Origin of the sequence: Rhodococcus sp. P1Y (genome assembly GCF_003641205.1) — a bacterium.
Lineage (GTDB): Bacteria > Actinomycetota > Actinomycetes > Mycobacteriales > Mycobacteriaceae > Rhodococcoides.
The window spans coordinates 5,204,984-5,222,816 of record NZ_CP032762.1 but is presented as its reverse complement, the minus strand read 5'-3'; the positions used below and the strand labels follow the sequence as shown (position 1 = coordinate 5,222,816).

Annotated in this window: 18 protein-coding genes and 1 pseudogene; 12 read left to right on the top strand and 7 right to left on the bottom strand. The window is 63.3% G+C overall.

Annotated elements, in window-relative coordinates; all coding sequences use genetic code 11:
* Window positions 1–2 precede the first annotated feature (2 nt).
* From dapC to D8W71_RS24040, 3 genes are read left to right on the top strand one after another with little or no spacing between them, the layout of a single operon-like run.
* Entirely contained in the window at window positions 3–1,106 is a 1,104-nt protein-coding gene (dapC, locus tag D8W71_RS24050; RefSeq protein WP_121117243.1) for a succinyldiaminopimelate transaminase, read from the top strand.
* Between the two features lie 39 nt (window positions 1,107–1,145).
* Window positions 1,146–2,618 (top strand): SulP family inorganic anion transporter, encoded by a 1,473-nt coding sequence (locus D8W71_RS24045; protein WP_121117241.1) that lies wholly within the window; start codon window positions 1,146–1,148, stop codon window positions 2,616–2,618.
* A 3-nt stretch (window positions 2,619–2,621) separates the two neighbouring features.
* Window positions 2,622–3,014: a MerR family transcriptional regulator gene (locus D8W71_RS24040; protein ID WP_121117239.1), complete on the top strand. Its 393-nt coding sequence runs from the start codon at window positions 2,622–2,624 to the stop codon at window positions 3,012–3,014.
* Here the strand turns inward: D8W71_RS24040 and D8W71_RS24035 are convergent.
* Entirely contained in the window at window positions 2,983–3,381 is a 399-nt protein-coding gene (locus D8W71_RS24035) for a hypothetical protein (protein ID WP_121117237.1), read from the bottom strand. The genes D8W71_RS24040 and D8W71_RS24035 overlap by 32 nt on opposite strands.
* Window positions 3,382–3,383: 2 nt before the next feature.
* On the opposite strand from D8W71_RS24035, the gene D8W71_RS24030 reads away from it, so the two are divergent.
* On the top strand, window positions 3,384–4,799 hold the full coding sequence (locus D8W71_RS24030; protein WP_121117235.1) for an acyl-CoA synthetase: 1,416 nt from the start codon (window positions 3,384–3,386) through the stop codon (window positions 4,797–4,799).
* Here the strand turns inward: D8W71_RS24030 and D8W71_RS24025 are convergent.
* Window positions 4,796–5,398, bottom strand: coding sequence for a CHAP domain-containing protein (locus D8W71_RS24025; RefSeq protein WP_121117233.1), 603 nt, complete (start codon window positions 5,396–5,398; stop codon window positions 4,796–4,798). The genes D8W71_RS24030 and D8W71_RS24025 overlap by 4 nt on opposite strands.
* Before the next feature lie 220 nt (window positions 5,399–5,618).
* Window positions 5,619–6,838 (bottom strand): annotated as a pseudogene (locus tag D8W71_RS24020) (ISL3 family transposase).
* A gap of 201 nt (window positions 6,839–7,039) precedes the next feature.
* Between D8W71_RS24020 and D8W71_RS24015 the strand changes: the two are divergent.
* From D8W71_RS24015 to D8W71_RS23980, 8 genes are all read left to right on the top strand, one after another.
* Window positions 7,040–8,608 (top strand): DUF222 domain-containing protein, encoded by a 1,569-nt coding sequence (locus D8W71_RS24015; protein WP_153275428.1) that lies wholly within the window; start codon window positions 7,040–7,042, stop codon window positions 8,606–8,608.
* A gap of 35 nt (window positions 8,609–8,643) precedes the next feature.
* On the top strand, window positions 8,644–9,219 hold the full coding sequence (locus D8W71_RS24010; RefSeq protein ID WP_121117230.1) for an HNH endonuclease signature motif containing protein: 576 nt from the start codon (window positions 8,644–8,646) through the stop codon (window positions 9,217–9,219).
* A gap of 46 nt (window positions 9,220–9,265) precedes the next feature.
* Window positions 9,266–10,339 carry a DNA polymerase III subunit beta family protein gene (locus D8W71_RS24005; RefSeq protein ID WP_201265178.1) on the top strand — a complete coding sequence of 358 codons (1,074 nt, stop codon included), beginning with the start codon at window positions 9,266–9,268 and terminating at the stop codon, window positions 10,337–10,339.
* Between the two features lie 162 nt (window positions 10,340–10,501).
* Entirely contained in the window at window positions 10,502–11,014 is a 513-nt protein-coding gene (locus D8W71_RS24000) for an OsmC family protein (RefSeq protein ID WP_121117228.1), read from the top strand.
* Between the two features lie 4 nt (window positions 11,015–11,018).
* On the top strand, window positions 11,019–12,317 hold the full coding sequence (locus D8W71_RS23995; protein WP_121117226.1) for an O-acetylhomoserine aminocarboxypropyltransferase/cysteine synthase family protein: 1,299 nt from the start codon (window positions 11,019–11,021) through the stop codon (window positions 12,315–12,317).
* Window positions 12,314–12,802, top strand: a complete 489-nt coding sequence (locus D8W71_RS23990) for a CoA-binding protein (RefSeq protein ID WP_121117224.1) — start codon at window positions 12,314–12,316, stop codon at window positions 12,800–12,802. The genes D8W71_RS23995 and D8W71_RS23990 overlap by 4 nt, the downstream gene beginning before the upstream one ends.
* Window positions 12,799–13,221 carry a DUF1810 domain-containing protein gene (locus D8W71_RS23985; RefSeq protein ID WP_121117222.1) on the top strand — a complete coding sequence of 141 codons (423 nt, stop codon included), beginning with the start codon at window positions 12,799–12,801 and terminating at the stop codon, window positions 13,219–13,221. The genes D8W71_RS23990 and D8W71_RS23985 overlap by 4 nt, the downstream gene beginning before the upstream one ends.
* Window positions 13,222–13,243: 22 nt before the next feature.
* Window positions 13,244–13,669 carry a 6,7-dimethyl-8-ribityllumazine synthase gene (locus D8W71_RS23980; RefSeq protein ID WP_442971993.1) on the top strand — a complete coding sequence of 142 codons (426 nt, stop codon included), beginning with the start codon at window positions 13,244–13,246 and terminating at the stop codon, window positions 13,667–13,669.
* Here the strand turns inward: D8W71_RS23980 and D8W71_RS23975 are convergent.
* The 4 genes from D8W71_RS23975 to dapD form a co-directional block, all read right to left on the bottom strand.
* The gene (locus tag D8W71_RS23975) at window positions 13,666–14,679 is read right to left on the bottom strand and encodes a GAF domain-containing protein (RefSeq protein WP_121117218.1); all 1,014 of its coding nucleotides are present in this window, start codon (window positions 14,677–14,679) and stop codon (window positions 13,666–13,668) included. The genes D8W71_RS23980 and D8W71_RS23975 overlap by 4 nt on opposite strands.
* Window positions 14,676–16,025 (bottom strand): cytochrome P450, encoded by a 1,350-nt coding sequence (locus D8W71_RS23970; RefSeq protein WP_236077592.1) that lies wholly within the window; start codon window positions 16,023–16,025, stop codon window positions 14,676–14,678. Before D8W71_RS23970 ends, D8W71_RS23975 begins: the two co-directional genes overlap by 4 nt.
* Entirely contained in the window at window positions 16,022–16,735 is a 714-nt protein-coding gene (locus tag D8W71_RS23965; RefSeq protein WP_121117214.1) for a hypothetical protein, read from the bottom strand. The genes D8W71_RS23970 and D8W71_RS23965 overlap by 4 nt, the downstream gene beginning before the upstream one ends.
* Before the next feature lie 108 nt (window positions 16,736–16,843).
* Complete coding sequence (gene dapD, locus D8W71_RS23960; protein ID WP_121117212.1) at window positions 16,844–17,797, bottom strand: 2,3,4,5-tetrahydropyridine-2,6-dicarboxylate N-succinyltransferase; 954 nt, start codon at window positions 17,795–17,797, stop codon at window positions 16,844–16,846.
* Between the last annotated feature and the right edge of the window lie 36 nt (window positions 17,798–17,833).

The window sequence follows — 17,833 nt, the reverse complement described above, 5'->3', positions numbered from 1 at the left end:
CCTTGGCTCGAATATCGGTCGCAGCCGGTCTGCCCGACTTCCCGTGGGACTCGCTCACCGCACCCAAGGAGAAGGCGTCCTCGCACCCGGACGGGATCGTGAACCTGTCCGTCGGAACGCCGGTGGACCCCGTCGATCAGATCATTCGTGATGCGCTGAACGCGGTCTCGGATCAGCCGGGCTACCCGACGACGATCGGGACCCAAGATCTACGAACGGCGGCCGTGAATGCGCTCGCTCGTCGGTACGGGGTCACCGGCATCGACGCGGGTGATGTTCTGCCTGCCATCGGCACCAAAGAGATGATCGCGTGGCTGCCGACACTCCTCGGACTCGGGCAGGGCGACCTCGTCGTCATCCCCGAGCTCGCATACCCGACGTACGAGGTCGGCGCGCTGCTCGCGGGCGCGCGCGTCATCAGGGCCGATGGGCTCAACCGACTCGGACCTGAGAACGCGTCGCTGGTCTTCGTGAATTCCCCGTCCAACCCGACCGGCAAGGTCCTTCCCGTCGATCACCTGCGGAAGGTGGTCGCCTGGGCCCGCGAACGCGATGCCGTCGTGGTGTCCGACGAGTGCTACCTGGGTCTGACATGGGAGGACGAGTCCGTCTCGATTCTCGACCCTCGCGTGTCCGACGGTGATCACACGAACTTGCTGGCGGTGCACTCACTGTCCAAGACGTCGAACCTGGCGAGCTACCGAGCGGGGTTCGTTACCGGCGATCCGGTGCTGGTCCGGGATCTCCTCGAAGTCCGCAAGCACGCCGGAATGATCGTGCCGCTGCCCGTCCAAGCTGCGATGACCGTTGCGCTGAACGACGACGAGCACGAGAACCTTCAACGAGAGCGATACCGGGCTCGGCGCACCGAACTCAAAGCTGCCGTCGAGAAGGCGGGCTTCACAGTCGATCACTCGCAGGCCGGTCTGTACCTCTGGGCGACCAGAGGCGAGCCGTGCCGTGACACCGTCGACTGGTTCGCCGAGCGAGGCATCCTCGTGGCGCCGGGGGAGTTCTACGGACCGAGCGGGTCCGAGCACGTCAGGATCGCATTGACGGCAACCGATGAGAGAATCCACGCGGCCGCAGAGCGACTGACCGCGTAGCGCGTCGCACTCTACCCTCACGTAAGGGTAGAGTGGTCGATCGTGTCCGACGTCCTGACTGCTCTCCGATCACCCAGAATCTTGAAGACCGAGGTACTCGCCGGTCTCGTCGTCGCCTTGGCGCTGATACCCGAGGCGATTTCGTTCTCGATCATCGCAGGGGTCGATCCGAGCGTCGGCCTGTTCTCGGCGTTCACCATGGCCGTGACGATCGCGATTGTCGGCGGCCGCACCGCGATGATCTCTGCGGCTACCGGGTCCGTTGCGCTCGTCATTGCCCCGATCGTGCCGCAATACGGCCTCGACTACCTGGTCGCCACCGTGCTTCTCGGCGGGTTGATGCAGATCGTGTTGACGGCAGTCGGGGCCGCGGCGTTGATGCGGTTCATTCCGCGCAGCGTCATGGTCGGGTTCGTCAACGCACTTGCGATTCTCATTTTCATTGCGCAAATCAGGTACTTCGTCGACGTGTCGTGGCTCGTTTTTCCCATCGCAGCTGCGGCGATCGGGGTCATGGTGGTTCTTCCGCGCCTGACGACGGCAATCCCCGCGCCGCTCGTCGCGGTTGCGGCCCTGACGTCTCTGACCATCGTGTTCGGTGTCCAGGTTCCCAACGTCGGTGACGAAGGAGATCTGCCGTCGTCGTTGCCCTCACTGTTCATGCCCGATCTTCCGCTGAACCTCGAGACGCTGAAGATCATCGCGCCCTTCGCTTTTGCCATGGCGCTCGTCGGACTGCTCGAATCCCTGCTGACGGCCAAGCTCGTCGACGACGTCACCGATACGCCGTCGAACAAGGCTCGAGAAGGCGCTGGACTCGGTATCGCGAACATCGTCACTGGAGCGTTCGGCGGGATGGGCGGCTGCGCCTTGATCGGACAGACGATGATCAACGTGAAGATATCCGGTGCGCGCACGAGGATTTCGACGTTTCTCGCCGGCGTCTTCCTGCTCGTGCTCGTAGTGGTGTTCGGGGATGTCGTCGCACGGATCCCGATGTCGGTTCTCGGTGCAGTCATGATCATGGTGTGTTTCGCGACGTTCGATTGGCACTCCATCGCGCCGAAAACGTTGCGCCGCATGCCTCTCAGTGAAACCGCGGTCATGGTCGCGACAGTAGCGGTGACTGTGGCGACGGACAACCTTGCCTACGGTGTCATCGTCGGAGTCGTCATCGCGATGATCCTGTTCGCCAGACGAGTCGCTCACGTCACCGAGGTCGTGGACATTGCGCACCCCGATGAGCACACCCGTGTCTACGGAGTCCGTGGTGAGTTGTTCTTTGCGTCGAGCAACGACCTGATCCACCAATTCGACTATGCGACAGATCCGCTGAACGTCGTGATCGACTTGTCCGATGCGCACGTCTGGGATGCCTCGACCGTTGCTACCCTCGATGCCGTGACGACGAAGTACGCCAAATACGGCAAGACCGTCTCGATCGTCGGATTGGCCGGTGCGAGCAAGGAACGGCATTCACGGTTGACCGGACGGCTGGGTGGGGAGAGCTGAGAGATGGCTGCTCACATGCAGATCGGCGAGGTTGCCGAGCGCACCGGACTGTCGATTCGCACCCTGCGGCATTACGACGAGGTCGGTCTCGTGCCGCCGTCCGAGCGAAGCGCCGGAGGCTTTCGGCTCTATACCGAAGCCGACGTCGAACGGCTGATCGTGATTCGTCGAATGAAGCCGCTCGAATTCACCCTCGACGAGATGAGCACGTTGTTGACCTCGCTCGACACCATCGCGGCGGGCGGTGACGGTGTCGACGACGCGGCAGCGTTCGTCGATGCATGCCACTCCAAAGCCCAGGCCGCGTGCGAGAACCTTCGGAAGAAGCTTGCGTACGCGGAGGAACTGACGACGGTGCTCGACGCTACTCGTCGTCACCCCAGCCGCCCCGCCTGATACGGAGGATGTAGACCAGCTCGTTGCTGCCGAAGGCTTCGACCGTGGTGAACCTCTTCGGCTCGGCGTTGGTCGACGGGTTTCGGGCGTGTGCCTCCTCGTAGATTTGCGTCGCGCGTAGGTCGGCGAGCTCGACGCGCGTCCAGAAGTCGTCCGATTGAACGGAATAGACGAGCCTCGGCGCGCCGTCCGTGACGTGTTCGACCTCGAGGTCGTCCTCGTTCTCCAGGTCGTCGTCGAGTTCTTCCTCGGTGTCGGCGTCCTGCTCGGCGTCGGTCCCGATCAGGTAGACCCCAGGTTGCAGGTCTCCGGCGGGCACCGTCATGTATTCGGCGTAGTCGCCGGTGTCGATTCCGTCGGCATCCATGTATGTACGGTAGCCATGTGCTGCTTCGTTCATTGAACCCACTCGCCGTCGCGCGCGGAGACGATATCCCCGACGCTGTCACCATCGACGGCGTTTCGCTGTCGCGCGGGGACATCCTCGGTGCCGCGACCTCGGTCGCCGAGCGTATTTCCCGGGCCGAGCGGTTGGCCGTTCTGGCAACGCCGTCGGTCAAGACGGTGCTTGCCGTCGTCGGTTGTCTGATTGCCGGCGTGACAGTGGTTCCGGTTCCCCCTGACGCAGGTTCCGCCGAGCGTGAGCACATCCTGCGTGACTCGGGTGCGCAAGCGTGGCTCGGCGAGGCTCCCGACGACACGGCCGGATTGCAGGTGCTTCCTGTGCGGCAGCACGCGCGGTCGTGGCACAGCTATCCGGACCCGCATCCGTCGTCGATCGCGTTCGTTCTGTACACCTCGGGCACCACCGGTCCACCCAAGGGCGTTCTGCTCTCGCGTGAGGCGATCGCAGCAGGTATCGACGCTCTCGCCCAGGCGTGGCAGTGGACCTGGAAAGACACACTCGTGCACGGTCTTCCGCTGTTCCACGTGCACGGACTCATTCTCGGGTTGCTCGGTCCGCTGCGTGTGGGATCTCCGGTGATCCACACGGGCAAGCCGACGCCCGAGCTGTACGCCGCTGCTCGTGGGTCGCTGTACTTCGGCGTTCCTACGGTATGGTCGCGCATTGCCGCCGACGAGGATTCGGCGAGGGCACTGGCCGGTGCACGGCTGCTCGTGTCGGGAAGTGCGCCGTTACCCGTTCCGGTGTTCGAGAAGTTGCACGCCCTCACCGGTCACGCTCCCGTCGAACGCTACGGGATGAGCGAAACCTTGATCACGCTCTCGACGAGGTTCGACGGTGAGCGACGGCCCGGGTCGGTGGGAGTCCCCGTGGCAGGCGTCGAAACCCGGTTGAGGGGGGAGGCGGGAGAGATCCTGCCGCACGACGGAGAGGCCATCGGCGCGTTGCAGGTTCGCGGGCCGATGCTGTTCGACGGATACCTGAACAACCCGGAGGCGACGGCGAAGTCCTACACCGAGGATGGCTGGTTCGACACCGGTGACGTTGCCGTCATCGAGCCCGATGGGTTCCACCGTATCGTCGGGCGCGCCTCGACCGACCTGATCAAGACCGGTGGTTATCGAGTCGGCGCAGGCGAGATCGAAACCGTGATGTTGGGTCATTCGAGCGTCGACGAGGTAGCCGTCGTCGGGTTGCCCGATGGGGATCTCGGTCAGCGGATCGTTGCCTTCGTCGTCGGACACGAGATCGAACCGCAGGTATTGATCGATCTGGTGGCGTCCGAACTGTCGATTCACAAGCGGCCGCGAGAAGTTCGCGTCGTGGACGCGCTTCCCCGTAATGCCATGGGGAAGGTGCAGAAGAAACTTCTCGGCTAAGGGCGGGTGTAGAGGAACTTTCCGAATCCGACTATCGCAGAGTCGGATTGCACATCCACGGTGTGGACCCGAATCTTGCCCTGCTCGTTGCCGCCCACAGTGGTTGCTGTGTCACCGTCGACGGCAACCACGATGTTGGTGTGCTGGCCGACCCAGCTGCTGTTGTCGTAGAGAACCACGTCCCCGACCACCGGTGAGTAGCCCGTCGATTCGAATCGGCCCTGCTCTTGGTAGTACTCGGTGAGCGTGTAGACGCCGGGGATCCGCCAACTGCCCGAGTTCGGATTACTCAGAGGCTGTCCGGCTTCCCTCATGATCCAGCTGACGAAGTTGGCGCACCACGCTTCGTCGACACCTTCGGAGTAGAAGGTGCCCGGACGTTGCTGCTGGTGTTCCTTTTCGAGCAGTCCGACGACGGTGACCTGCTCGGGTGTCAGGCTGGACGTATCGATTTCCGGAAAAGCCGTCGTATCCCAGGGTAGGTACCGGCTCGGGGCCAACCACAGAACGCCGCCGGCGACCACGACAACCACCGCTGTTATCCCCGCAATCCATCGGCCGACACGTCGGCGCGGCTTGGTGGGGGAGTCGACAGTCATCACCCGAATGTACCGGCAGATGGTGAGGACGAGTGAGGACGTGCTCGCCGGGTGGTGACCACTTGCTTTACCAGTTCTCTTGTCACGACCGGTGTCAGAGGGGGTTCGGATCTCAGGACGGGGTTCGGCTGTGGACCAATTGCTTTGCCCCTGTTCAGTTTTGGTGACAATGTCGGTGGGATGCGATACATTCGAGCAAGTCGAACATACGTGCCCCTCCTTACCTTTGTGTGGGTAGTTTGACCTCGATTCCGCCGAGGTTGAGGTAGATCATTGCTTTCAGCGATGCGGCAGAGTGGTGGCCGTAGCCGCGGGCGTTGATCAGTCTGATCTTGGAGTTGATTCCCTCGATGAGAGCGTTGGAGACACCCAATTCGATTGCTGCGCAGATCGCCTCGGACTTCTTGTCGATCATCCGGGCGAGTTGAACGAACGCACTGATGCCGCAGGACTTCGCTTCTTCGATCCAACGCCTCAAATACCGTGCAGCGTTCGACGGCGCGACTTTCCGGTAGAGATCCCGGAACTGTTCCTTCAGACGCCACGCCGTCCCGACTTCGGTGTCAGCTGCAGTCACCGTCCGCAATAGCGACTTATGGGTCTTGGTGAGCCGATTCTTACCGAGCCGCAACGCTGTTCGAGCCTTGCGCCACTCCGGTGCCTGCATGGTCAGCGTGCGACGAATCGACGCGGCATCGGAGAACACCCGGTCCAACGCTCGATTGACCCATTGCATGACATGAAAGGGATCCATGCACTGACGAGCCTGCGGGACGTGATGTTCGGCGGCCGCACGGAACGCCGGCGACCCGTCCATCGACACCACCTGCACCTCCCTCGCTCCTGCGCGGACTGTTGTTCGAAGAACTCCGAAAACGAGTCCCGACCGCGGCCCTCGGAGATATAGATGACCTTGCCGGTGTCGTGATCACCCACGATCGTGAGGTACTTGTGCGGATGCCGATAACAGATTTCGTCGACACCGATCCGATAGAGCCGATCGAGGCGACGCGAGTCGATCAACGCATCGACCGCGCGTGTGACGATGGAGGTCACCGTTCGCCACGCGCAGCGCATCAACGTCGATACCGAGGTCCTGTCGGTGCGAGTGACCAGCCACAACACGGTGTCTTCGAAGTCTCGTGAATGCCGCGCTCGTGGCCGCGCCCACGGGATGTCCTCGGTACGAACACCGCAGGTCGGGCACTCGATCCGTCGGATCGAGTAGACCAGCCACACCTTGTGCCGGCCGAAATCGAGATGCCGCCAGCGACGAGGTTCGCGATCGTAAGCCGCGGTGCTCGAATAGCCACACGGGCACTTCACACGGCGCGCGGTAAGCCTGAGCGTGACCTCGACCAAAGAGTCTGTGATCGACACATCCGACACCGATGCACCGGGAATCTGAAGCAGACGGTTAAATGCAGTACTGACGCGCACGTGTAGCGGTCCTCCGGATTGAGGTCGGTGTAGGAACCCCGAAATCTAGAGGCCCAACACGTGCGCGTCCCTCATCTCACCGGCAACTCGCCGAACACTGCGTCCAACAACACAACCCACCCTGAACAGCAGAAATGACGCCCACACAAACCTCAGGAGCGCCACATACGTTCGACACCGAGGCGGATTCGAGGAGGCGACTTGAGTATCGACACCGACACACCACCGCCGGCCAGGAGCGGCTTTCCTAGCGACATCCCTGACGACGACATGCTCCTCGACGCCACCACGTCCGCCTACCGCGTCCTCAACGCAGCCCACGCAGCCTTCCTTGCGTCCGCCGAACAGTTCTACGACTCCCGCATCCGCGGCTTCGACAACGATTCTGTTCCGCGCACCCTCGATCCCGACCGCGTCGCCCACACCTCGGCGATCAACCAGCTCGCGGCCGCGACGACCACCACCGCGGGCACACTGGAGAGCGCCCTCAACGTGTGGTGGGCATCGCATCCCGCCTACAAAGAGCTGTTCATCGACGGCGCCGTCACCCTCGATGTCCTACGCACCATCCGAGACCACACCCACGGCGTACCACGAGAGGTCCTCGCCGCCATCGAACCGGACATCATCGCCGCTACCGCACACTTCACCCTGATCCGCCTAGGACGCGAAATCGACCGCCTCATCACCGAACACGACCCCGCCTGGGTCACCCACGCCCGCAAACGCGCTGCCTCCACCACCAAAAAAGTGCGACTGACCAAGCTGCCCCGCGGAATGGCCCGCATGTCCGCCGTCCTCTGCGCCATCGACGCCGCCGAACTCACAGCCCTCGTCGACGCCGAATGCGACCGCATCTGCGGCCTCGACCCCCGAACCCTCGACACCCGCAGGTCCGACGCCTTCACCGCCCTCGCCCGCGGCGGACACCTCAGTTGCCTCTGCGGCTACCCCCGCTGCCTCGACGAGCCCGACGACGACACCGACACCGAGTCGGGCACCGACACCAACACTGACTCGGGCACCGACCCGAGCAGTGACGGCGGTGACAGCGGTGGTGGTGGTTCAGGAACCGTAAAGTTCGGCGACGAAGACGAACCCGACGTCGCAGAACCCGACGACGACGGCTCGGGCGCCCGAGCTCCCTACGATTCCGGGCCTGGTGGGTGTCGATCCGGTGGTGTCTCGGCGGTTCCGCCGCCCGCGGGTCGCTGCGAATGCGGACGGCCCCTGCCGATCGTTCCCGATGCCATCCCCTGTTCCCGCGGCGCCACCAACAAGCCGGCAACACCGTTGATTCACATCACCGCCGACCTCGAAACAGTCCTCGGACTGCACAACCGATCTGCCTACCTCCATGGCTATGGACCCCTCGACCCCGACCACATCCGGGAACTCGCCACCGACGCCACCTGGCAGATCATCTTCACCGCCAGCCGAAAATACCTCGACACCCTCACTGACTTCGCCGACTACGACCCGCCCCCATCCGACACATCCGTCGAGCATGTACCGCACTGCACCTGCGCATGCGGCGAACCGCCACGCCCACAACCGACCACGTCTCACAACCCGCCCACCGAAACCCGAGAAACCCTCACCGACCTGCTGAACCGAGCCGCAACCGAGCACGACCACCACGCCAGCGGACTCCCGAACCGCATGAGCACCCCCACCCCTGAACAGTGCACAGACGACCGACGCCGCTCCACCCTCAGCCCACCCCGAACCCCACACCCACCACCACAATCGGCACTGGCAGTGCCATAGACAAAGACACAGACGTTGCTGAACACGACACCGGTATGACCCACGACCCGGACGACGTGGCGGCCATGGTCGGACCCGACGACGTCAATGCCACAGCAGACATCGTTCTCGGACGCACCGCACACCTACCCGCAGGCACCCTTCCCACACCCAACCCACTGCACCCCGGCACCCCACAGCACCCGAGTCCGCCACGTCGGAGTCCGGGCATCCTGGCCGAGCACTACCGAAAAGTCGTCGCCGACGACCCCTTCCACAGTCACGCCGAACACCCGGACGGGCATGGCGGACACCACACCCCACCGCCGGGAGCGCTCACCTACACCCCCAGCGCAGCCCTCGCACTCTGGGTACGCGCCCAACACCCCACCTGCCGACACCCCGGGTGCAACGTCCCCTCCAGCCGCTGCGACCTCGACCACATCGTCGAATTCGACCACCGAAACCCCGAGCAAGGAGGCTGGACCATCACCACCAACCTCGCCCCCTACTGCCGCACACACCACAACCTCAAAACCAGCAAACAATGGACCACCGAAGTCATGCACGACGATGTCATCCACACCACCGACCCACTCGGCAACCATTACTTCAGCCCGCCCGAACTTTGAGCACTCACTTGACCTTCGAGCCACCCGAGACTCCATGATGAATCTCGTGACCACACCAGAACTCATGACCATCGGCGCGTTTGCTCGTGCGACCGGACTGACCCCTGGAGCGCTCCGCTTCTATGCGGACGCGGCACTGCTGGTACCTGCCCGGATAGACGGATCGACCGGTTACCGTTATTACGCACCCGATCAGATCGACCAGGCGACGACGGTTCGCCGTTTACGCCATATGGACATGCCACTCGAGCAGATCGCGCTCGTTCTCGCCGGCGATGCCACACACATCGACCGGCATGTCGCGCATCTGGACGGCATTGCGAACCGAGCCCGTCGCTCCGCCGCCGAAATTCGAGCAACCCTTCACCCAGACAGCAACTACCCGAACGACTACATGGACAGGAAGTGCATCGTGATCTCAGTGAGCGGACCGATCTTCGCGGACGCAGTCGACCAAATCCTCACCGCAACAGCGCATCACCCCGAATTTCCAGTTCTCAGCGGTGTCCATGTGGAGGCACGAGGCGACGTCTTGACTGTGACTGCGACCGACAGGTACAGGCTGTCCACCCGCACTGTCGTTGTGGCACATTCGGATTCGACGCCATGGAATGCTGTGATCGACGGTGACGATCTGCGCGCCGCGATGCCGGACGTTCGCCGGGAACACGTCGTCGCCGTGAATCTCGACGACTCGGGCATCGTCTTCGGTCCGGGAGGCCGGCACTGCCGAAGGCTGAACGAGGAGTTTCCCGACTATCGAAGCATGCTGGATTCGTTGCCCGTGGCGGTGACGCGAGTCGTCGTGTCCAAGCGGTCACTGCAGCGGGTTATGGAAGACGGTCGGTTCGAGCGATGGGCCGTCGCGACCGGACACGGTCGTATTCGGTTGTCCGAGCCGGACTCCTCCGAGTTCGCCGACATCCCGACAACGGTCACGGGCCCGGATGTCGTGATCACCTTCGCCATGACGACTCTGTACCCGGCGGTCGCATCGGCTGTCGGGCCGGACGTGATGATCGACATCAGCGGTCCGACGGCGCCGGTGGTGGTCAGGTCCGCGGACGACGGAGATCTCACGACCTTGGCGATGCCGGTGGATCCGAGGGGCCCCGAATAAGGCTGATACTCTCGCACTCGTGACCGCGACCCATGTGACCTCCACGATGTTGGTCCGTCGCCGCACCATCGATTTCGCCCTCGTGTGTACGACCGGTTGTCGCCGGTCCTGATCCAACCAATCCGGTCAGGTTCACCACAACACATCACGAAGGGGACATCCATGTCCACAGCTCTGTCTCACCTGGGCTCGGTCACGTCGGCGACCAAAGAAGCCGTTGACGCCGATCCAAAGAATGCGCTCGTTGTCTTCAAAGGATCTGCCGTCGCCCACGACGCGGTCGCAAGCACGATCGCGCTCGGTAAGTTCAGCGTCGAGGTCGACGAGCCGCCTGCACTCGGGGGCGAGAACGCGGCAGCCAATCCCGTCGAGTACTACCTGGCGTCGCTGTTGTCCTGCCAGGTGGTCACCTACCGGGTCTGGGCCGACAAGCTCGGAATTGTCGTCGACGACATCACCGCCCGAGCCGAAGGCGACCTCGACGTCCGCGGCTTCTTCGGGTTCGACGACGATGTCCGCGCCGGGTTCGGTGAAGTGCGGGTGGTCGTCAATGTCACCGGTCCGGAAACTCGCGAGCGCTACGAAGAACTGCAGGAAGCTGTCGACGCGCACTGCCCTGTACTGGATCTGACACGCAACCCGACGCCGGTCCATACGACACTCGAAACGGCCTGATCCGATGAGCGAGAGAACCTTCGGTCTGCGTACGCGTGCGATTCATGCAGGCGCTCGACCGGACCCGGCGACCGGTTCGCGCGCGGTGCCGATCTATCAAACGGCTGGCTATGTGTTCGAGAACTCGGCCGACGCGGGGGATCTCTTCGCTCTGCAGAAGTACGGAAATGTCTACAGCCGCATCGCCAATCCCACTGTTGCCGCCCTCGAGGAGCGCGTTGCAAGCCTCGAGGGCGGCATCGGTGCAGTGGCGTTCGCCAGCGGGCTCGCTGCGGAGTTCGCTGTGTTCGCGGCGCTCGCCGGCAGCGGTGACCACATCGTCGCAGCAGCCGGCCTGTACGGAGGAACGGTTACCCAACTCGACGTGACGCTCAGAAGGTTCGGTGTCGAGACCACCTTCGTGAACGGCACCGATCCGAGCGGCTACGCCGCCGCCGTGACCGATCGAACCAAGCTGATCTACGTCGAGGTCATCGGGAACCCCTCGGGAGAGATTGCGGATCTCGAAGGTCTCGCGGCGGTCGCGCACGAAAACGGCATTCCACTGGTAGTCGACGCCACCATGGCGACGCCGTGGCTGTGCCGACCGATCGAATTCGGGGCGGACATCGTGGTGCATTCGGCGACGAAGTTCCTCGGTGGGCACGGTTCGACACTGGGAGGGCTCGTGGTCGAGGCCGGCCGATTCGACTGGGGTAGTGGCCGATTCCCCCAGATGACAGAACCTGTTGCGTCGTACGGCGGGTTGTCGTGGTGGGGAAACTTCGGCGAGTACGGATTTCTGACGAAGCTCCGCAGCGAGCAACTCCGCGATATCGGTGGATCGTTGCCCGCTCAGTCTGCTTTCACCTTGATTCAAGGTGTCGAAACGTTGCCGCAGCGTATGGACGCGCACGTCGAGAATGCACATCGCGTTGCCACATGGCTCGACGACGACCCTCGCGTCGAGTACGTGAAGTGGGCCGGTCTGCCGACGCACGAGCATCACGAACGAGCCAAGCGCTACCTCCCGGCCGGTCCGGGCGCGGTGTTTGCCTTCGGGCTCGCCGGCGGACGCGAGGCCGGTCAGAAATTCGTCGAGAGCGTCCAGGTTGCCAGCCATGTCGCCAACATCGGGGACGTCCGCACCCTTGTCATCCATCCTGGCAGCACCACCCACCGTCAACTCACCGACGAGCAGTTGCGGGGCGCGGGGGTCGGACCCGAACTTGTTCGAATCAGCGTCGGACTCGAGGACACCTCGGACATACTCTGGGACCTGGACCAAGCGCTGACACTGGCTACTGGACGGGAGCGGGAATGACCGAACGCATATGGCAGGGCCCGTCGGCGCAGCAGCGGCAGCGGATTCTGCGTGAGACCAAGACGGTGGCGATCGTGGGGGCCTCCAAAAATCCCTCTCGTGCAAGCTATTTCGTGAACAAGTATCTGGCCTCCACGAGCGACTACGAGATATTTCTCGTCAATCCCACCGTCGCGGACATCGAGGGAACCCCGGTTTATCCGACGCTTGCGGACCTACCGAAGGTCCCGGACCTGGTCGATGTGTTCCGTAAGTACGACGATCTTCCCTCGGTACTCCAGGAGACGATCGACGTCGGTGCCAAGACAATCTGGCTGCAGTTGGGTTTGTGGCACGAGCAGGTCGCAGCCGACGCCGAAGCTGCGGCACTGAACGTCGTCATGGACCGATGCCTCAAAATCGAACACGCGCGGTTCCACGGCGGCCTGCATCTGGCGGGATTCGACACAGGAGTCATCGATTCGCGCAGAGCGAGAGCGGTATGAACGAGTACGACCTGCAGCGGTTCGTCGATGCGCAGGACCGTGTTTGGGACGCCGTCCGCGCCGAGCTGAAGGCAGGGAAGAAGCGGACACATTGGATGTGGTTCGTCTTTCCGCAACTGGCGGGACTCGGGCTCAGTGCAACGGCGCAGCATTTCGCAATTGCAGATATCACCGAAGCCACGCTGTACCTCGAACACGAGATCCTCGGGCCTCGGCTGCTGCAGGCCGCGAAGTTGGTGGCAAAGGTGGAAGGCAAAAGCGCCGGCGAGATCTTCGGGTACCCCGACGATCTGAAACTCCATTCGTCGATCACGTTGTTCGCCGAAGCCGCCCCTGGTACCGAGGTATTCGGCAAGGTCCTCGACAAATACTTCTCCGGAAAACCCGACGAGCAGACTCTCGACCTACTCGCCCACTAACATCGAAGGAATGACCAACGACATGCCCGGAACAGTAGCGTTCGTTCAAGCCACCTGGCACAAAGATCTGGTCGACCGTGCACGGCAAGGATTCGTAGCCGAATTCGGCGGCGAAGTCGAAACGTTCGAAGTGCCGGGGGCGTTCGAGATCCCTCTGCATGCGCAGCGCTTGGCGCGAACAGGCAAGTACGCCGCGATCGTTGCGGCCGCTCTCGTCGTGGACGGCGGGATCTACCGTCACGAGTTCGTCGAGACCGCCGTCATCGACGGTCTCATGCGTGTTCAGTTGGACACCGACGTTCCGGTCTTCTCGGTAGTGCTGACTCCGCATCACTTCCACGAACACTCCGACCACAGCGAGTTCTTCTCCAATCATCTCGAGAAGAAGGGTGTCGAGGCGGCTCGTGCAGTGGTGCGCACCCTCGAATCTTTGAGGTCGATCGGTTAGTCCCGATACATGTCGACTACCGCGAGGTGTTCACCCAGGTCACCGGGGTAGGTCGAGATGCGCATGCGCGTCGCTACCCACTCCTCGGTGCCCTCTGACCCCCGTGTCCTGACGGTGACTTCCTCGTGGTCACCGCCCTCGAGCAAGCGTCTGTGCGAGTCCGAAATGACGGCGAGATCGTCGGGATGGAACACATCGTCCCCGGAGGAGACATCGCGCCACCGCACCCACGGTGCAGGCGTATCACTGAGCCACATCGCGAGGTAGCCCTGCCTCGGAACGAGAAGCGCAGCGAAGATTCCGCGTGCGTCCATTCCCCGCCGACGCGCCAGTACGTCGAGAATCGGTCGGTCCGGTGCGACTGTGTCGGTGACGTCGTGCCACAGAACCCGGACGCCGACCTCTTCCGGTTCGAGGCATGCGCGCGCGTGGCAATGCCACCGCATTACTCGACCGTCGGCGTGCAAGACCGAGAAGGAACCTTCCCAACTGTCGCCCTCCGACGGCGCCAAGCACAGCGCGAACAGACCTTCCGTGTCGTCGAACCGGATGGATTTGGCGTAGTACTCGGCGGGAGTTCGCTCGGGAACGTGATCGGTGGGTTCGACGCCGGACATCATCGACGCTTCGAGGGTTTGTGCGATGACACCCTTGTGGAGTAGCCAACTCACCCCTGATGCACGTCGGGGCGGACTCACATCACGGTCGGTCGGGGCAATCCACAGCTGAAGCGCGTGCACGGCGCCGGTGGGACCCATCACCGGCTCGGCCAGAAGTCGGAACGTCGTCGAGCCGGCGCGACTGCGAATTTCGGTCTGCTCTTCGTATCGCCGACCGGCAGTGAGGGCACGGACGAGAAAGGGCTCGACCGCGATCCTTGGGTCGGGCGACAAGCGTTGCAGGGACAGGGATTCGCGCAGACTGCGCGGATGGCCACCCTTTGCGACCACGTTCATCTCGCCCGGCATGAGTGTTTCGATCAGCGTCCATTCGGCGCTCGGAGGAGTCACCTCGAACGCACTGTCATGCGCATGTTCTGTGGTTTGAGTGTGAGTGATTCCTGCACATCCAGCTCGTACCCATCCTCGAGTTCGAACTCGAACGCGCGTGTCAGCTCAGCGAGGGTCAGGACGGACTCGTGCAGCGCGAATTGACGTCCGATGCACCCTCTCATCCCGGTGCCGAACGGACGATATGCCTGTGCGGGCCGGGATTTGGCGCGTTCGGAAGAGAATCGATCGGGATCGAATCGTTCCGGGTCGGGACCCCAGACCGGATCGCGGTGGACACCGAGAGTGAGAACAAACGCCCATTCTCCTGCCTTCATCGAGTACTGGCCGTCGCCGATGGAGGTGTCTTCACGCGCTTTTCTGAAGTAGCCGGGCGCCGACGGCCACAGCCTCAGCGTCTCGTCCACGACGCTTCGGGTGTAGCGCAGCTTCGAGACGCCTTCGAACGAGATTGGATCCACAGCCGAGTCGACCTCGGCTCGGACTTTCGCGGCCACATCCGGGTGCGTCGCGAGAAAGTACAGCGCAAATGCGAGCGTGCCCGCCGTTGTCTCGTTGCCCGCTACGAGGAAGGTGAGTACCTGATGGCGAATGTTGATTCGGTCGAGTGTCTCGCCGGTCTCCGGATCCGGGGTGTGCAGCATCAGGTCGAGCAGATCGTCGTGGCGGGTGTCCGGATTGTGCAACCGGCGCTCGATCACGTCGTCGACAACTCCGTGCACGTACGCGATGTCGCGTTCGTTGCGCGCGCTCTCGCCGCGGCGGAACACCCGCATGAACGGCAGATCGTTGGACGTACGGTTGACGAATCCGAGAATGCGCACGATTGCGGCCACGAACTCGTCATCCTTGGAAACGAACGCATCGAAGCTGTATCCGAAGCCTGCTCGTGCCATGTTCTCGAGCGTCAACTTGTTCAGGTCTGCAGTGACGTCGATCGACGTGTTCGGCCGACGGCCCCAGTGCTCGACGAGTTCGGCGGCGACCTCGGTCATCACCCGGTGGTACGTACGCATGGCGTCCCGGCTGAAGCCGGGCATCAGGATGCGGTGTGCTGCTCCCCAGTTCGGTTCGGAGTTGAACGCTGTGAACAGGCCGTCACCACCGAGCGCGCGAAGCTTTCGGTGCGGTAACGCCAGAAACTTCGCGAACCGCGTTTCGTCGTTCAACTCGGCCACGAGGTCTGCACCGCTGACGACGACGAGCCGGTGCTTCAGGATCTTCCGTTCGAAGATCGGTCCGAGTTCGGCGGCCATCCGCAGCTCGCGCTGAGTCGGTTTGTCCGCGTCGATGCTCAGGACGTCGCCGAGGACGGGCAAGCGGAAACGAGGAGTCGGTATCGTCACGCCGACAGTGTGCCCGAAGCCTCGGAACCGCACCGAGCTCGCACTCGCTCGTACGCGCGGGTGGTATCCGGTGCCAGCTCGGACGCGGTGATCGCCAGGCCAGTCCCGAGGTGAGGGTCGTACGGGATCTCGTCGACGGCGCGAGCTCGGCCGGCCAGTTTGCGACGCATCTCGGCGATGTCGATCACCGGTGCACCTGGTAGCTGGTGCGTGACGACGACAGAGGTGCGGCGCGCTGCCCGTTCGCCGATGATCAATGAGATGGTCTGCAGAGCAGTCTTCGCGCGGCCGAATGCATCGGGCCGCGCGGGAACGGTGAGCACAATCGTCGCCGACGGGTCGGAGACGACGGGATGCGCGCCGTAGCGACCGAAACCGCGATGGCCGAAATCGTAGAGCGAGACGTCGGCCCGATGACCGAGGTACCAATCGAGTCGCTCGAAGTCCGGCTCGGCGGCATCGAGCCAGGAGCGACCGAGCACCCTGGCGCCCGAACTCGACGCCGACATCGCAGCGTCGTCCAACCCCGTCTCGATCGTCGACGCGGACACGGTGTGATCGGCTGCTCGGTCGACCAAGTCGCCGCCACCGACCGTCGCATCCACAGCCACCGCGGTCTCCCCATCAAGGGCCCACAGATTTGCGAGAACGGCCGTTGCCGTCGTCGTGCCGGCCCCACCGCATGCTCCAAGTACCAACGTCGCGCTCATTTTCGCCCTCGCCGAACTGATCACGGTTCAATGCAGTCGTCCGCGCCGAGGAGTCAAGCTGCGGGAATCTTCCTGGTGGAAGCGCTGGGGAATAATACCCGACTCGGGTCAGTCGTTGGCGTGCAGGGCCGCGTTCAGTTCGACGCCCGTGCCCTTCCACGGCACTACCTCGACGGCGCCGGACACCGAGTTACGACGGAACAGCAGGTTGTTCTTACCGCTGAGCGTCGCTGCTTTGACGACCGTTCCGTCGGGCCCAGTGACCTTGGTACCTGCAGTGATGTAGAGGCCTGCCTCGACGACGCAGTCGTCACCGAGCGAGATGCCGAGTCCGGAATTGGCGCCGAGGAGGCAACTCTTGCCGAGAGAAATGACGTTCTTGCCGCCGCCGGACAAAGTGCCCATGATCGAGGCGCCGCCACCGACGTCCGAGCCGTCGCCGACGAGCACGCCGGCCGAGATGCGACCTTCGACCATCGAGTTGCCGAGAGTGCCCGCGTTGAAGTTGACGAACCCCTCGTGCATGACGGTGGTGCCGCTGGCGAGGTGCGCACCGAGACGCACACGGTCGGCGTCGGCGATACGGACGCCGGAGGGGACGACGTAGTCGACGAGCCTCGGAAACTTGTCGACCGAATACACGGTGACGTGGCCGCGGGCACGCAGGCGTGCTCGAACGGTTTCGAAGCCTTCGACCGCGGCGGGACCGAAGTTGGTCCAGACCACGTTGGCGAGGAAACCGAACTGACCGTCGAGGCTGAGCCCGTGTGGCTGGACGAGCCGATGCGAGAGCAGGTGCAGGCGCAAGTAGACGTCGTGCGCGTCGATCGGGGCGTCGTCGATGGATGCGATCGTGGTGCGCACGGCTACGACGTCGACGCCGCGGGCGGTGTCGGGTCCGACAAGTTCGGCCAGCTCGGAAGGGATGTCCGAGCCCTCGAGTCGGGTGGTGCCGGTCTCGGCGTATTCGCCGAGCTCGGGGCTCGGGTACCAGGTGTCGAGTACGACTCCAGCGGTAGTGATGTTGGCCAGACCGATTGCAGATGCTCCCTGTGCGCTCACAGGTGTCGAGAATACGGTGTAGACATGGCATGGGTG

Coding starts and splice junctions, on each gene's coding strand:
- D8W71_RS24040 (WP_121117239.1), top strand. CDS start 2,622: ATGGCTGCTCACATGCAGATCGGCGAGGTTGCCGAGCGCACCGGACTG.
- D8W71_RS24035 (WP_121117237.1), bottom strand. CDS start 3,381: ATGGATGCCGACGGAATCGACACCGGCGACTACGCCGAATACATGACG.
- D8W71_RS24030 (WP_121117235.1), top strand. CDS start 3,384: ATGTACGGTAGCCATGTGCTGCTTCGTTCATTGAACCCACTCGCCGTC.
- D8W71_RS24025 (WP_121117233.1), bottom strand. CDS start 5,398: ATGACTGTCGACTCCCCCACCAAGCCGCGCCGACGTGTCGGCCGATGG.
- D8W71_RS24010 (WP_121117230.1), top strand. CDS start 8,644: ATGACCCACGACCCGGACGACGTGGCGGCCATGGTCGGACCCGACGAC.
- D8W71_RS24000 (WP_121117228.1), top strand. CDS start 10,502: ATGTCCACAGCTCTGTCTCACCTGGGCTCGGTCACGTCGGCGACCAAA.
- D8W71_RS23995 (WP_121117226.1), top strand. CDS start 11,019: ATGAGCGAGAGAACCTTCGGTCTGCGTACGCGTGCGATTCATGCAGGC.
- D8W71_RS23990 (WP_121117224.1), top strand. CDS start 12,314: ATGACCGAACGCATATGGCAGGGCCCGTCGGCGCAGCAGCGGCAGCGG.
- D8W71_RS23985 (WP_121117222.1), top strand. CDS start 12,799: ATGAACGAGTACGACCTGCAGCGGTTCGTCGATGCGCAGGACCGTGTT.
- D8W71_RS23980 (WP_442971993.1), top strand. CDS start 13,244: ATGCCCGGAACAGTAGCGTTCGTTCAAGCCACCTGGCACAAAGATCTG.
- D8W71_RS23965 (WP_121117214.1), bottom strand. CDS start 16,735: ATGAGCGCGACGTTGGTACTTGGAGCATGCGGTGGGGCCGGCACGACG.